General features: G+C 61.1%; 14 protein-coding genes and 1 tRNA gene. 10 read left to right on the top strand and 5 right to left on the bottom strand.

Going from position 1 to position 13,628, the window contains the following annotated elements; all coding sequences use genetic code 11:
* Nucleotides 1–40: 40 nt before the first annotated feature.
* The 3 genes from QZ498_RS02070 to QZ498_RS02060 form a co-directional block, all read right to left on the bottom strand.
* Nucleotides 41–1,102 carry a DUF2235 domain-containing protein gene (locus QZ498_RS02070; RefSeq protein ID WP_294619738.1) on the bottom strand — a complete coding sequence of 354 codons (1,062 nt, stop codon included), beginning with the start codon at nucleotides 1,100–1,102 and terminating at the stop codon, nucleotides 41–43.
* Complete coding sequence (locus QZ498_RS02065) at nucleotides 1,080–3,377, bottom strand: xanthine dehydrogenase family protein molybdopterin-binding subunit (protein ID WP_294619736.1); 2,298 nt, start codon at nucleotides 3,375–3,377, stop codon at nucleotides 1,080–1,082. Before QZ498_RS02065 ends, QZ498_RS02070 begins: the two co-directional genes overlap by 23 nt.
* Nucleotides 3,378–3,439: 62 nt before the next feature.
* Nucleotides 3,440–4,570 (bottom strand): type III PLP-dependent enzyme, encoded by a 1,131-nt coding sequence (locus tag QZ498_RS02060; RefSeq protein ID WP_294619734.1) that lies wholly within the window; start codon nucleotides 4,568–4,570, stop codon nucleotides 3,440–3,442.
* 113 nt (nucleotides 4,571–4,683) lie between these two features.
* On the opposite strand from QZ498_RS02060, the gene QZ498_RS02055 reads away from it, so the two are divergent.
* Entirely contained in the window at nucleotides 4,684–5,118 is a 435-nt protein-coding gene (locus tag QZ498_RS02055; protein WP_294619732.1) for an AsnC family transcriptional regulator, read from the top strand.
* A gap of 40 nt (nucleotides 5,119–5,158) precedes the next feature.
* Here QZ498_RS02055 and QZ498_RS02050 read toward each other — a convergent pair.
* A tRNA-Ala gene (locus QZ498_RS02050) sits at nucleotides 5,159–5,234 on the bottom strand.
* A gap of 97 nt (nucleotides 5,235–5,331) precedes the next feature.
* Nucleotides 5,332–5,655 carry a TIGR02300 family protein gene (locus QZ498_RS02045; RefSeq protein WP_294619730.1) on the bottom strand — a complete coding sequence of 108 codons (324 nt, stop codon included), beginning with the start codon at nucleotides 5,653–5,655 and terminating at the stop codon, nucleotides 5,332–5,334.
* Between the two features lie 90 nt (nucleotides 5,656–5,745).
* On the opposite strand from QZ498_RS02045, the gene QZ498_RS02040 reads away from it, so the two are divergent.
* From QZ498_RS02040 to rfbA, 9 genes are all read left to right on the top strand, one after another.
* On the top strand, nucleotides 5,746–6,438 hold the full coding sequence (locus QZ498_RS02040; protein WP_294619728.1) for a M48 family metallopeptidase: 693 nt from the start codon (nucleotides 5,746–5,748) through the stop codon (nucleotides 6,436–6,438).
* A 31-nt stretch (nucleotides 6,439–6,469) separates the two neighbouring features.
* The gene (locus QZ498_RS02035) at nucleotides 6,470–7,117 is read left to right on the top strand and encodes a GntR family transcriptional regulator (RefSeq protein ID WP_294619726.1); all 648 of its coding nucleotides are present in this window, start codon (nucleotides 6,470–6,472) and stop codon (nucleotides 7,115–7,117) included.
* Between the two features lie 3 nt (nucleotides 7,118–7,120).
* The gene (locus tag QZ498_RS02030; protein ID WP_294619724.1) at nucleotides 7,121–8,287 is read left to right on the top strand and encodes a cation:proton antiporter; all 1,167 of its coding nucleotides are present in this window, start codon (nucleotides 7,121–7,123) and stop codon (nucleotides 8,285–8,287) included.
* 96 nt (nucleotides 8,288–8,383) lie between these two features.
* On the top strand, nucleotides 8,384–8,986 hold the full coding sequence (locus tag QZ498_RS02025) for a LysE family translocator (RefSeq protein WP_294619722.1): 603 nt from the start codon (nucleotides 8,384–8,386) through the stop codon (nucleotides 8,984–8,986).
* Between the two features lie 34 nt (nucleotides 8,987–9,020).
* Nucleotides 9,021–10,016 (top strand): hypothetical protein, encoded by a 996-nt coding sequence (locus QZ498_RS02020; protein WP_294619720.1) that lies wholly within the window; start codon nucleotides 9,021–9,023, stop codon nucleotides 10,014–10,016.
* The gene (locus tag QZ498_RS02015) at nucleotides 10,013–10,624 is read left to right on the top strand and encodes a hypothetical protein (RefSeq protein WP_294619718.1); all 612 of its coding nucleotides are present in this window, start codon (nucleotides 10,013–10,015) and stop codon (nucleotides 10,622–10,624) included. The genes QZ498_RS02020 and QZ498_RS02015 overlap by 4 nt, the downstream gene beginning before the upstream one ends.
* An 83-nt stretch (nucleotides 10,625–10,707) precedes the next feature.
* Complete coding sequence (locus tag QZ498_RS02010) at nucleotides 10,708–11,130, top strand: hypothetical protein (protein ID WP_294619716.1); 423 nt, start codon at nucleotides 10,708–10,710, stop codon at nucleotides 11,128–11,130.
* Nucleotides 11,131–11,484: 354 nt separating this feature from the next.
* Nucleotides 11,485–12,450 (top strand): acetyl-CoA carboxylase carboxyltransferase subunit alpha, encoded by a 966-nt coding sequence (locus QZ498_RS02005; RefSeq protein WP_294619714.1) that lies wholly within the window; start codon nucleotides 11,485–11,487, stop codon nucleotides 12,448–12,450.
* A gap of 166 nt (nucleotides 12,451–12,616) precedes the next feature.
* Nucleotides 12,617–13,501, top strand: coding sequence for a glucose-1-phosphate thymidylyltransferase RfbA (rfbA, locus tag QZ498_RS02000; protein WP_294619712.1), 885 nt, complete (start codon nucleotides 12,617–12,619; stop codon nucleotides 13,499–13,501).
* The last annotated feature ends 127 nt before the right edge of the window (nucleotides 13,502–13,628 follow it).

Below are 13,628 nucleotides of genomic sequence, written 5' to 3'. Positions count from 1 at the left end.
GAGTCGCCGAAAGGCGACGGGGGCAAAGCCCCCCATTTCATCAGACCGTCTGCCCCTCGGCCACCTCGGGGCCCTCCTTGCCAGAAACAGTCTCGTGAAGCCGCTCTGACGGGTCTCGCCCCACCACGCGCGCGCCCCTCAGCAAGAAAATCTTTCCCCATCCCCGCCAAGTGCCAACCGACGGGGCCTCGGCATCGGTTCCAAAGCGCGCGCGCCATCCTACAGGAAGCGCAAGACCACAGTTTTCAGCGCATTGCAGCATCCAAACCAACGAAATATTGGCAAGCGGACGCGCAGGTTGAAAGCCGCCCAGTTGCCCACCCACGTCGCCATGCGTCCCACGAAACCAAACCTGTTCGACATGCCCCGCCCAATCGGCCGGGCAATCCCAAAGGACCGGTTCATAGGCATGCCGTGTTTCATCCAGTGCCAGCGCATGGAACCCATGCCGAATCGTTGCGCCCAGTTCATGGCTATGAAAGGCATGGGTTGCCTCGCTCCAACGCCAGAGGATCGGCAGCCGCAGGCCCAAGGCTTTTACCGTATCCCAGACACCGACCATCTCGATCGGCGTTTCCGCATGGCAATAGGCCTCGGCGAATACTTTGGCGGCATCGCTTCCGAATGTGGATTGGTAATGGCGATACGCGGTGACGATGTTGCGCTCCGTGGCATGTTCTGCCCGTAAAAGTCCCACGCAATCAATCACGCCAGCCAGTGATCTGGCGGCATAGGCCCCACGCGAATACCCCATCAAAAAGATGCGATCTCCTGCGCGGTAACGGCTCGCCAGATGGCCATAGGCGCGCCGGATTTGCCGGTTTATCCCTCGCCCCATCATGACGTCAGCAGTCGATCGCCAGTCCTGCCATTGCAGGCCGGCCTCGTAATAGACGGACAGCGCTGACCCGCTCACCTCGGACAAGAGTTTGTACGTCAGGCCTGCGTTGCTTTCACATCCCGGATCGAGCGACGACATGGTGCCGTCGAGGATAATAACATGGGTTACTTGCCCCCGACTGCGGACAAACTGGCTTTGCCCCCGGCGCAGGCCGGGGCGCAATAGGGCGTAGAGCCGTTTACTCCAATTGCGCCATGGCATCGTTCAACATCGTCCAAACTCGGTGCGGGGTGAATGGCATATCCGCATGCCGCACCCCATGATCCCACAAAGCATCGCTGACTGCATTGCCCATGGCCGCCATGGCCCCGACGGTGCCTGCCTCACCACAGCCCTTCATACCCATGGCATTGGCGGTTGACGGCACGGGCTCGGTTTCAAAGTGGAACATGGGAACATCATCGGCCCTTGGCATCGCATAGTCCATGAAACTTGCCGTGAGGAGCTGACCATCCTCATCGTAAACCACATGTTCGCAAAGCGCCTGCCCGATACCCTGCACCGCACCGCCATGCACCTGCCCCTCGACAAGCAAGGGATTGATCAGGTTGCCGAAATCATCAACGACCGTGTAGCGATCCAGCGTGACCTTCCCGGTTTCCGGGTCCACCTCTACCTCCGCGACATGCGCCCCGTTGGGATAAGAGCGCGCCGGAAGAGTCGCGGTTTCCTCGTGGGTCAACAGGTCGTTGCGTCCATCTTCCCGGGCCATCTCGGCAGCCTCCAGAAAGGTCGGCGTCATGTTCGAACCGGGCGCCCGGAAAGTTTCATCGTCGAAGCTGACGTCCCCTGAATTGACGCCCATCTTCTCAGCCAGATAGGCGCCGTAAGTCTCGACCATCCTGCCGACAGTCGCCAGCGTCGCGTTGTTTTGCGTGGTCACCGACCGCGAGCCGCCAGTTCCACCGCCACTGGCGATGCGGTCGCTATCACCTTGGACCACCGTGATCTTCTCGATGGGAATGCCCGTCTGGTCCGACAGGAACCGGGCATAGACGGTTTCATGCCCCTGACCGTTTGACTGCGTGCCCACATAGATCGACACACCTCCGTCCTCCTCGAAAACCACTTTGGCGGTCTCGGAAGGATTACCCAGAATACTTTCAATATAGTAACACAACCCCATTCCACGCAGTTTTCCACGGGCGGCGCTTTCGGCGATGCGGGCCGAAAACCCGGCCCGATCTGCCGCTTCCTCGGCGCGGGTGAGCACGCGGTGAAAGTCTCCGACATCATAAGTCTCGCCCGTGGCCGAGGTATAAGGAAAGGCCTCTGCAGGGATGAAGTTCCGCCGCCTGAGTTCCCAAGGGTCGAGCCCCAATTCACGCGCGGCTTGGTCCATGACCCGTTCCAGCGCGAATATCGCCTCGGGCCGCCCGGCCCCGCGATAGGCATCGACCTGCGTGGTATTGGTAAAATAGCCCTCAACATGCAAATAAGCATCCTGCACGTCATAAACGCCCATCAAGACCTTGGAGAACAGGTCGGTCTGAATACCCTGCCCCATCGTGCTGCAATAGGCCCCAAGGTCGACGCGGCTATCCACGCGGTAAGCGATGATCCTGTGATCGGCATCGAAGGCCAGCGTCAGGTCGTGGTCCAACCCGCGACCGGCATTATCGCTCAACATCCCTTCGCCGCGGTCAGCCATCCACCGGACCGGGCGGTTCAAGGCCCGCGCAGCATGGGCCACCAGATAGGTCTCGGGATAATCCATCGCCTTGGTCCCGAAACCGCCGCCGACATCTGGAGTGGTCACACGAATACCCTCCGCCGCCATGTTCAGTACCCGGGCCAAGTTGCGCTTGGTCCCCCAAACACCCTGTCCATTGACACTGACGTGCAGGCGCCCATCCAAAACCTCTGCGAAACAGCCGCGCGGTTCCATCGGATTGGCGATGATACGATTGTCGTGCAGGGGCAGTCGCACCACATGCGCGGCCGCCGCGATCGCCGCCTCTACAGCCGCTTCATCCCCCAAGCCCCAATCGAAGGCTCGGTTGTCGGGGGCCTCCTCGTGCAGGGATTCACCGCCTGGGCCAACCTCCATGTGCACTGGAAGGTCGTCGATATCCAGCATGATCGCCTCAGCCGCGTCGCGCGCAGCATCGAGACTGTCGGCCACGACCATGGCCACAGGCTCCCCCACAAAGCGCACGCGACCTTCGGCAAGGATCGGGCGGCGGGGGGCGGCGGCCTTGCTGCCGTCGCGGTTCTTCACCGTGTTGAAGGCCATGCCCTCGGTCACACCTGCCTGAGTCAGATCCTGCGCCGTCAGCACAAGGTGAACGCCCTCGACCTCGCGCGCATCTGAAACGTCCAAATCGGAAATCGTTCCGTGCGCCACCGGGCTGCGCAGGACATAGGCATATAACGCGCCCTCTGGCGCGATATCATCAACATACCGCCCCTGCCCTGTCAGGAAACGCTTATCTTCCAGTCGCGTCACCGGCTGACTTTTGCCGAACTTCTCCATGACATCCCCTTTCGCGCCCGTTTGAACCGGAGCCTAGCGCCGAGATGCCCGGACGCAAGGGGCTATGAAAGGCGCGCCACGGTTACAACGTCGCTAAGTCCGTATCCATTGAAGCGGGTGGTCAGGCTTCGGGTATAGGCGCCCATGCCAGCAAAAAGCACATAGTCACCTTCTGCCACATTGCCCGGAAGAGGAAGAGCGTCGGGCAACCGATCGATACTGTCACAGGTTGGGCCGAAAACCACACGGTTTGCCAATGCACCGCCGCGTGCGACGCCATCAGGCCCAAGAACGCTGATACGGTCAGGCGCACCAATATCGCGTACTTCGGTCAACCCGCCATAAACCCCGTCATTGAGAAAGAGCGCGCCGCCATCCCGTACGGCTTTCACTTTTGTGGCCAAGGTAAAGGCATCCGCCACCATGGCGCGCCCCGGCTCACAAACCAGGTCGGGCGCGTCAGCCCCGAAACAGCGGTCCACCTCTGCCCGGATATGGACGAATATCGCCTCAAGGTCGGGTGCATCCCCGTTCCGATGGGCGGCGAATCCACCGCCGACGTTCAGCCGCGCCAGGCCAACACCGGCCATTTGGGCCACTTCCGCCGCCTCGGCGATATACGCCCCCCAAGCCGCCGGATCATCGCATTGCGTGCCAGGGTGGAACGTCAACGCAGGCGTGAAACCGCCCTCATATACCTTGCGCAAGAGTTCCGCCGCTGCCTTGGGGCCGACACCGAATTTCTCACCGAAATCATATGCCGCCCCCGCGACCGGAAGGGCCAGCCGCACCGAGACTTCGGTGCCGGCCGGGACCGCGGACAGTTTTTCCAATTCGCTTGCGCAGTCCACCGAATATGACGTCACCCCGAGCCGGATGGCGACGGCCACCTCCTCTGGGGACCGGACGGGATTGTTGTAATGCAGAACAGCATCAGGGCAGACGGCACGCACAGCATACATCTCCCGCGGGCTGGCCACGTCAAAGGCGCGCACTCCCGCCGCCACCAGATTGCCCAGCACTTCCTCCCCGGGGTTGGCCTTCACGGCATAGGTGATCAAACCATCAAACCCAGCCTGAAATCGCCGCGCCGTCGCCTGAAGAATAGCTGGACAAAAGTACAGCGTTGGCTCGTCAGGGGCATGGCGCATCAGGTGCGCTTTCGGATCGGGCCAATTCGGGATATCTCGCATGGTTTTCTGCTGCCTCACCTGATGTTTTCTTGAGTCTGCAGGCAATACACGTCGATTCCGCGCGTCTTATCGGCTAATATGTATGAAATCGTCGGCGAATTAACGGAAACATAATGCAAATCGACGAAACTGATCACGCGCTTTTGTCGCTTCTGGCCGACAATGCCCGAACGCCCGTTGCGACGCTGGCCCGAAAGCTGGGCCTGGCGCGGACCACCGTGCAGGCGCGGTTGGACCGTTTGGAGCATTCAGGCGTCATCGCTGGCTATACCCTGCGATTGTCCGAGTCGCTGCGCGCACCGCTCCGCGCGACAGCGCTTGTCAGCATAGAACCGCGCAGCGCCCCAGCGGTTCTTTCGCGCCTCAAGTCGCTTCCCAGCGTTCGCACCGTCCACACGACATCCGGGCGCTTTGATTTGATCGTGGGGCTGGAGGCGGACACGACCGAGGCACTTGATGACACCTTGGACCGCATCGGCGAGACGCGCGGCGTCAAAAGCTCCGAAAGCCTGATCCATCTCTCGACGAAACTGGACAGGCGAAACTGACCCTTGAGGGGCAGCGCATGGTCGTATGTTCGGGGATTTTTGGTGGAGCCTAGGGGGATCGAACCCCTGACCTCTTGCATGCCATGCAAGCGCTCTCCCAGCTGAGCTAAGGCCCCAAACCGTTGACCCTTCCGGGTCGATGTTCGCCGCTATCTAGGCAAAGCCGCGGGCGGGATCAAGTGGAAAATCCCGCCGCGCAGCAGAGAATCGAAATCAGCTTTCGTTATCCTCAGTCGACACGTCTGCGATGTCGTCCAGAGACACGTTATCATCGTCATCATCTTCCAGAACATCATCGCCCAGATCGACATCGACGTCATCATCATCCAGCACTTCCGTGTCGTTGCCGGCGTCCGACTCTTTCATCTTCTTGGTCTCGGCATCCTCGGCGTCAGCCGTGATGGACCGGCTCTTGCCGGTCTCCAGTTCAACGATCTCACCCGTATAAGGGCTGACGATCGGATCCTTGTTCAGGTCATAAAACCGTTTTCCGGTGGTCGGGCAAACGCGCTTTACGCCCCATTCTTCCTTGGGCATGGGTGATCCCTTTCAACTCTTTCGATCTTGTCGACGGTCTGCGCCACCTGCCATAACGGAACCCGTGTGTCAAAGGCTTTAGGGGGCCATATGGGGCAACATGTCATTCCGGGCGACCCGCCCATTGATCTGACCCTGCGTCGGTCGGGCCGCGCGCGGCGGATTTCCCTGCGTGTTTCGGGGCTTGACGGCAAGGTCACACTGACCTTGCCGAATGGCGTTCCCGAACGCGAGGCGCTGGATTTCGCCCGCGAAAAGCAAGGCTGGCTCAGGCAGCAATTGGACAAACGGCCCGAACAGCAAGCCATCGGCATGGGGGAGGATCTGCCCTTTCAGGGTATACCCCACCGAATCGCCCCCGGTCCGGGGCGACGGATCGTGGCCCAAGACGGCGTGCTGCATGTCCCCGGCCCCGAATCCACCCTCGCGCCTCGGCTTCAGGCATGGCTCAAGGCGCAGGCGCGCGACAGGCTGGCCGCCGCCTCAAATCACTATGCCGCCAAGCTGGGCCGCCCTTATGCGCGGCTGACCCTGCGCGATACCCGCTCGCGCTGGGGGTCGTGTTCCTCGAATGGCGGGCTGATGTATTCTTGGCGGCTGATCATGGCCCCGGCCCCGGTGCTGGATTACGTCGCCGCCCATGAGGTCGCGCATCTGGCCGAGATGAACCACTCGCCCGCTTTCTGGGCTACGGTGGACCGGCTTTGCCCGGGATATGAGCCGCACCGCCGCTGGCTGCGCGAACATGGGGCCAGCCTGCACAGCTATCGCTTTGGCAATTGACCAACGCGAATTTTGTGATCACAATTAATCCATGCTGCTCAATCCCCGCCCCGATCCGGCCCCATCGGCCCATGACCGCGTCTATCGCGGGCTGCGCAGCCGCATCATGCACGGCCAAATCGCCCCCGGTCAGGCCCTGACCCTGCGTGGCATCGGCGCGGAATTCGAGGTGTCGATGACCCCGGCGCGCGAGGCGGTGCGCCGCCTTTCCGCCGAAGGCGCGCTGACCGTCTCAAGCTCGGGCCGCGTGACCACACCAGAACTCAGCAATGACCGGATTGAAGAGCTAGCCGCCCTGCGTGCGCTGATCGAGGTAGAACTGGCCAGCCGCGCCCTGCCGCGCGCGCACATCGCCCTCATTGACCGGCTGCAAACCATCAATACCCGCATCGCCGAGGATATCGCGCGGCAAGACGCCGTGGCCTACATCAAGCGCAATCTGGAATTTCACCGTACGCTTTACCTGCGTGCGCAGGCCCCTGCGATGCTGGCCATGGCCGAAACCGTCTGGTTGCAACTCGGGCCCACCATGCGCGCCCTCTATGGCCGCCTGCGCCGCAAAGAACCGCCGCAATATCACCGCCTGATCATCGCCGCGTTGAAGGCGGGGGATGAACCGGGGCTGCGCCTTGCCGTGCGTTCGGACGTGACCCAAGGCCTGCGTATGCTGGCGGGGTAAGGGATGGACCTTCCCGTTCTTCTCATCGCGCTTGGTGCACTTTTCCTGACTGGGCTTCTGGCCGACGAACTGGGCCGACGCACGCGCCTGCCGCGGGTCACGATCCTGCTGGCCTGTGGCATTGCCGTGGGGCCATCGGGCCTTGACGTAATCCCGCACGAGGCACAGGCGTTATATGATTTCCTGTCGGTCACCGCGCTGACCATGGTGGCCTTTCTTCTGGGCAGCTCCCTGACACTGGAAGAACTCAACATCCATGGCCGGGCCATCCTGACCATCTCAGCACTGATCGTTGTGGTCACCATGGCGCTGGTAATGGGCGGTTTGTGGCTTCTGGGCCTGCCCTTGCCCTTGGCGATCCTGCTGGGGGCCATTGCCACGGCGACCGATCCGGCGGCGACGCATGACGCGATCCGTCAGTCTGGCAAATCCGGCCCCTTCCCCGATATCCTCAAGGGCATCGTGGCGATTGACGATGCTTGGGGCCTGATTGCCTTTTCCATGGCCGTGGTTCTGGCGGTGTCCATGGGCGGAGAATTGCAGCTTGGCCATTTCGGCACCGCCGCATGGGAAGTGGGCGGGGCCTTAGGGCTTGGGGCCATAATCGGCCTGCCCGCTGCCTTTCTCACCGGGCGCTTGCGCGATGGGGAACCGATGCAGACCGAGGCGCTTGGCATTGTCTTTCTGACTGCAGGTCTTGCCATCTGGGCCGAGGTCTCCTTTTTGTTGGCGGGCATGACGGCGGGGGCGCTTGTGGCCAACCTCGCCCGGCACCACGAGGTCGCCTTTCACGAGATCGAACATATCCAATGGCCCTTCATGATCCTGTTTTTCCTGCTGGCCGGGGCCTCACTTGACCTTTCGCACCTCAATGGCGTCGGTCTGGCCCTTGGCGGCTATGTCGTCCTGCGCATCCTTGGTCGCGCCATTGGCGGCTGGCTTGGCGGGGCCGCTGCCGGCACCCCCGCCAAATATCGGCCTTGGTACGGTATGGCCCTCTTGCCGCAGGCGGGCGTCGCCGTGGGCATGGCGCTTGTTGCAGCGCAAGAGTTTCCCGAATACGCCGACCTTCTGCTTGGCCTGACCATCGCCACCACGGTGATTTTCGAACTGATCGGCCCAATCACCACCCTTTGGGCCATCAACCGGGTGCAACGCTCAGGGGACTGACCCGATCAACACCCCGAATACCCAACATGCCAAATTGTCATCATCCCATCGCAAAAAGCGATTCCCCCCAAGGCTTAGGCCCATAATATAGCCGCCATGACATTTGACCTTCTCGCCGCCATCTTCGGCTTTGCCCTCGTCACCGCCGGAACGCCCGGACCGAACAACCTGATGCTCATGGCCTCGGGCGCGAATTTCGGTTTTCGCCGGACCGTGCCGCATATGCTGGGCATTGGGCTTGGCTTTCCCACCATGGTCTTTCTGGTGGGCGTGGGGGTGATGCAGGTCTTTGACCTTTGGCCGCTGAGCTACACGATCCTCAAGGTGCTCAGCGTGGGCTACCTGCTGTACCTCGCTTGGAAAATCGCCAACGCCGCCCCGCCCGAAGCGACCGAGGCGACGGGCCGCCCGCTCACCTTCCTACAGGCCGCCGCCTTCCAATGGGTCAACCCCAAGGCATGGTCCATGGCGCTTTCGGCGGTGACACTTTACGCTGCAAGCCGCGACATTCCGGCAGTGCTTTGGGTGGCGGGCACCTATGTAGCGGCCTCGATGGTGTCCACCACAAGCTGGACCGTTCTGGGCCAACAACTCCGCCGCCTGCTCAAACGCCCCGGCACCCTGCAAAAATTCAACCTTGCGATGGCCGCGCTTCTGGTCGCCACCCTGATCCCCGTGTTATGGCCCGCAAACGGGTGACGGACACCCGTGGGTTACCTGAAGGAACACCACGATGCGCGCTTTTCTTGCCAGCCTTTTGGCGGTCCTTGCGCTTGGAACCACGGGCCAAGCGCAACCCAAAGACGCCCTCACTTGCGACGGTACAAATATCGGCCTGTGCGAGGCGATTGCCGCCCATTACACCTATGCCATCCCGCCCTTCCCAAAAGACCCTGAGCGCGCCCAAAGCATCCTTGCCACCGCCGTGGCCGAAGGCAAATCAAACTGCCGCGAGGGCGACTTCGCCCAGTGCTTCAAATGGGTCAATCTGGTACAACGCGAGGCGCAAAACGACAGCAGCATCCGGCCTGAAGAGTCGATGATCCTGCTTTTGCAAACCACCGGGCAAGCCTGCGCCGAAGGCAACTCCGATGGCTGTTACTGGCAGGCGCAAGGCTTGCAGAAAATGGGCAGCGCGCGCCCCGAGAAACCCACGCATGGCGCGTTGATGACGCAGGCCAAAACCCATGCCCAAGCCGAGGCCGAAACCCTGCGCCCCACCTGCGAGGCAGGCGACGCGCGGGCCTGCGGGCGGCTGGGCCTCTTGATCGAAGACTATAACCTGCCCAAGGTCACACCATTTGAGCATCTGGATTTCCTGACCCAAGGCTGCATGGCGGGCTCTGACAATGCCTGTTTCTTCCTTGCCTCAGCGGTTACTGGCCTTGCACAAACCAAGCCCTCCAAACCCGTCGAGGCCCCGATCAAGACCGAAACCATCGCCAACCTGAAACGCCTATGTGACGACGGCCACGGCCAGATTTGCACGCTGCTGGCCACGCGCATCCTTAGCCCCAAGGATGTTCAGGCCTTCCTTTCCATCGCCGAAAAAGCCTGCAACGCGGGCGATGCTATTGGCTGTTCCGCTTACGGGATGACGCAATTGGGCGAATACCGGGAAAGACCCGACCCTGCGACCCTGACCAAGGCCACCGAGGCCCTGACCAAAGCCTGCGATCGGGATTTCATGTTGTCGTGCCACGCCCTCCAACACGTCAGCCAAAAATGACCCTAACCCTGATCCACACCGCCAAGGTGCACGAGGCGACCTTCAACACCCTGCGCGACCGCCTCGCGCCGGGGGCCGAGTTGACCCATGTCACCCGGCCCGAATGGTTGGACCGCGCCCGCGCGGGCGATCAGACCGTGACCGAGGATTTGGCCCACACCATCGCCAAGGCCCCCAGTGCCACGCTTTGCACCTGCACCACGCTGGGCGAGGCCGCCGAATCCCTTGGCGCGCTGCGTATTGACTGGCCGATGATGCAGGCCGCCGCGCAAACGGGTGGCGCGATCATGCTGGCCTATGCGCTGGACAGCACCTATGAGCCAAGCCTTGCCCTGCTGGACCGTGCCTTGCAGGCCACCGGCACCCGGCAGAGCGTTCACCCTCTGCCCCTCACGCAATATTGGCCGCTGTTCGAGGCGGGCGAAAGCGATGCCTTCACCTCCGTCGTTGCGGGGGAAATCCGGCAGGCCGCCATGACCCTGCCAAAGCTGTCTTGCGTGGTTCTGGCGCAGGCCTCCATGGCCCCCGCCGCCGAGCGTCTGACCGATATGCGCGTGCCGGTTCTGGCCTCTCCGGAACTGGCGCTGCGGGCGGCCTTGGAAATATGAGCCGCTGACTCTTGATTTAGATCAAGGAAAACATTCCGAATCTCGCATGTAATGCCTGCAACACGAACAACGCAGGCCACATCATGCGCAATTCCATCAAAACCCTCGCCCTGATCCTTGCCATCGCAACCGGGCTTGGCGCACATCAGGTACATGCCAGTGACACGGGCGAATTATCCACACCCATCATCCGCCTGACCAAAGTGATCGCCCAAAACGCGGATGCACTTGAACTTTCGGCAGACCAACGGTCAGACCTCAAGGCATGGATCGACACCATGCCCGCAAAACGCCAGGCGCTTGAAGCCGATGCCCGTGGCAAACGTGCCCAGTTGCGCGCCGCGATCCTCGACAATGCCCCGCGCGCCGACCGGCAAGCCTTGGCGCAAGAGATCGGCGTGCTCGAAACCCGTTTGGTGATGATGCGCTCAGATTGTGTTGACCACTGGCGCGACACCCTGACGAAAGATCAATTTGCACAGGCCCTCGAACTGGCCGGTCACTAAACCACAATAAAGTTAAAATTGCGTTTCCTTCCCACTCACAGCCCCGCGCCTTGCGCCGGGGCTGTCTTTTTATCTAGAGCGTTTCCAGTTTACCTTGATACAAACTGCATCACCAATGTCGCGAGAAGGCCGTAGGCCTGGCAGGGTATTGGTGATGCAATAATAACTGGAAACGCTTTAAAGCGTTCCACCTTTACCCTGAGACATCAGCAAAAGGTGGAACGCGCGCAACGATTGAACGGAGTGCTGCGTTTCGCGAAAATCTGTGATCCAGGTTTTCCTCGAAACGCTTTAGCCGATTGCAAATCACGCCCCACAAGGTCATATATCGCAACGTTGACCCGGGAGTGTACGATGACCAATTACCTCGACTTCGAAAAACCTCTGGCCGAAATCGAAGGCAAGGCCGAGGAGCTGCGCGCTCTGGCCCGCTCCAGTGAGGACAAGATGGATGTCGAGGAAGAGGCCGGCGCGCTGGATCGCAAGGCAGAGGCGATGCTGCAAGACCTCTACAAGTCCTTGACGCCATGGCGCAAATGCCAAGTGGCCCGTCACCCCGAACGCCCGCATTGCCGCGATTACATCGAGGCGTTGTTTAACGAATACACACCGCTGGCCGGTGACCGGAACTTCGCCGACGATCACGCCGTCATGGGCGGGTTGGCGCGCTTCAACGACACACCCGTCATGGTCATCGGCCATGAAAAGGGGAACGACACCAAATCCCGGATTGAGCGGAATTTTGGCATGGCCCGGCCCGAAGGCTATCGCAAGGCGATCCGCCTGATGGAAATTGCCGATAACTTCGGCCTTCCGGTGATCACCCTTGTCGACACTCCCGGCGCCTATCCCGGCAAAGGGGCCGAGGAACGCGGCCAATCCGAGGCCATCGCGCGCTCGACCGAGAAATGCCTGCAAATCGGCGTGCCGCTGATTTCCGTGGTGATCGGCGAAGGTGGATCGGGCGGGGCCGTGGCCTTTGCCACCGCCAACCGCGTCGCGATGTTGGAACATTCGGTCTATTCGGTCATCTCGCCCGAGGGCTGTGCCTCGATCCTTTGGAAAGACGCGGAAAAAATGCGCGAAGCCGCCGAGGCTCTGCGCCTCACGGCGCAAGACCTTTTGAAACTGGGCGTGGCCGACAAGGTGATTGATGAGCCACTTGGCGGCGCGCACCGCAACGCCGAGGCGGCGATTGCATCCGTCGGCGAAGCGATCAAATCGCTGCTGGCCGAACTGGACGGCAAAAGCCCTGAGAAACTCATCAAGGACCGCCGCCAGAAATTCCTTGATCTGGGCAGCAAGGGCCTTGCGGCCTAATTCACGTGAAAATGCCCCAATGGTGCCATCGGCTTGGCAAAAAGGCTCGTCAGCTTGTTTCCTGTCGTGCCATGCTATGCCATGAGCGGACGATCATTTGTCAGGGGTAAAACACCGTGGTCATGTTCAAAATCAGTCCCGCGTCACGCACCGAACGAGGCACCGCATGAGCCAGCGCAAGGGAATTATACTCGCGGGCGGGTCGGGGACACGGCTTTACCCGATCACCATGGGTGTGTCGAAACAACTCTTGCCGATCTACGACAAGCCGATGATCTATTATCCGCTTTCGGTCATGATGCTGGCAGGCATCCGCGAGATCGCGATGATCACCACGCCGCAGGACCAAGACCAATTCAAACGCACGCTTGGCGACGGCAGCCAATGGGGCCTGTCCCTGACCTATATCGTGCAGCCCTCACCCGATGGATTGGCGCAGGCTTATATTCTGGCGGAAGATTTCCTTGCTGGCGCGCCCAGCGCCATGGTCTTGGGAGATAACATTTTTTTCGGCGACGGGTTGAGCGAATTGCTGGCCAGTGCCGACGCGAAAACCACCGGCGGAACGGTCTTTGGCTACCACGTTGCCGACCCCGAACGCTATGGCGTGGTCGAATTCGATGCCGATGGACAGGCCAAACAGATCATCGAAAAACCCGCTGAGCCGCCCTCTAATTACGCGGTGACGGGGCTTTATTTTCTTGATGAAAAGGCCCCCGAACGCGCCCGCAAGGTCACGCCGTCGGCGCGGGGCGAGTTGGAAATCGCCTGCCTTTTGGAGATGTACCTTGAAGAGGGGACGCTGGACGTCAAACGCATGGGGCGCGGCTATGCCTGGCTGGATACCGGAACCCATGCCAGCCTTCTGGATGCGGGCAACTTCGTGCGGACGCTGGAACAGCGGCAAGGTTTGCAGACGGGCTGCCTCGACGAGATCGCGCACCAGATGGGCTGGATCAGCGACAAGGACCTTGAGGAACGGGCCGAGATGTTCGCCAAGAACGGTTATGGCCGGTACCTGCAAGGGCGGTTGAAGCCTGCCCGCTTCTAAACGGCGCGAATCACCTCTAAGCCTTTGGTTAACAACGAAAGTGCCTGTCAGCATCGCGTCGGCAAAACGTCGGTATCGCGTCGGTATTTTTTCCCGCACCCGCCGGAATTAACAAGGCGCGCGGTGA

Origin of the sequence: uncultured Roseovarius sp., from assembly GCF_913057115.1 — a bacterium.
Classification (GTDB): domain Bacteria; phylum Pseudomonadota; class Alphaproteobacteria; order Rhodobacterales; family Rhodobacteraceae; genus Roseovarius.
Note: the sequence above shows the minus strand (reverse complement) of the source record. Positions and strands in the feature narration are given on the sequence as shown.

What these genes read in the sequence shown, in the direction of transcription:
- QZ498_RS02005 (WP_294619714.1), top strand. Translation starts at nt 11,485, where the DNA reads ATGACCAATTACCTCGACTTCGAAAAACCTCTGGCCGAAATCGAAGGC.
- QZ498_RS02040 (WP_294619728.1), top strand. Translation starts at nt 5,746, where the DNA reads ATGGGGCAACATGTCATTCCGGGCGACCCGCCCATTGATCTGACCCTG.
- QZ498_RS02070 (WP_294619738.1), bottom strand. Translation starts at nt 1,102, where the DNA reads ATGCCATGGCGCAATTGGAGTAAACGGCTCTACGCCCTATTGCGCCCC.
- QZ498_RS02020 (WP_294619720.1), top strand. Translation starts at nt 9,021, where the DNA reads ATGCGCGCTTTTCTTGCCAGCCTTTTGGCGGTCCTTGCGCTTGGAACC.
- QZ498_RS02055 (WP_294619732.1), top strand. Translation starts at nt 4,684, where the DNA reads ATGCAAATCGACGAAACTGATCACGCGCTTTTGTCGCTTCTGGCCGAC.
- rfbA (WP_294619712.1), top strand. Translation starts at nt 12,617, where the DNA reads ATGAGCCAGCGCAAGGGAATTATACTCGCGGGCGGGTCGGGGACACGG.
- QZ498_RS02035 (WP_294619726.1), top strand. Translation starts at nt 6,470, where the DNA reads ATGCTGCTCAATCCCCGCCCCGATCCGGCCCCATCGGCCCATGACCGC.
- QZ498_RS02045 (WP_294619730.1), bottom strand. Translation starts at nt 5,655, where the DNA reads ATGCCCAAGGAAGAATGGGGCGTAAAGCGCGTTTGCCCGACCACCGGA.
- QZ498_RS02065 (WP_294619736.1), bottom strand. Translation starts at nt 3,377, where the DNA reads ATGGAGAAGTTCGGCAAAAGTCAGCCGGTGACGCGACTGGAAGATAAG.
- QZ498_RS02015 (WP_294619718.1), top strand. Translation starts at nt 10,013, where the DNA reads ATGACCCTAACCCTGATCCACACCGCCAAGGTGCACGAGGCGACCTTC.
- QZ498_RS02025 (WP_294619722.1), top strand. Translation starts at nt 8,384, where the DNA reads ATGACATTTGACCTTCTCGCCGCCATCTTCGGCTTTGCCCTCGTCACC.
- QZ498_RS02060 (WP_294619734.1), bottom strand. Translation starts at nt 4,570, where the DNA reads ATGCGAGATATCCCGAATTGGCCCGATCCGAAAGCGCACCTGATGCGC.
- QZ498_RS02030 (WP_294619724.1), top strand. Translation starts at nt 7,121, where the DNA reads ATGGACCTTCCCGTTCTTCTCATCGCGCTTGGTGCACTTTTCCTGACT.
- QZ498_RS02010 (WP_294619716.1), top strand. Translation starts at nt 10,708, where the DNA reads ATGCGCAATTCCATCAAAACCCTCGCCCTGATCCTTGCCATCGCAACC.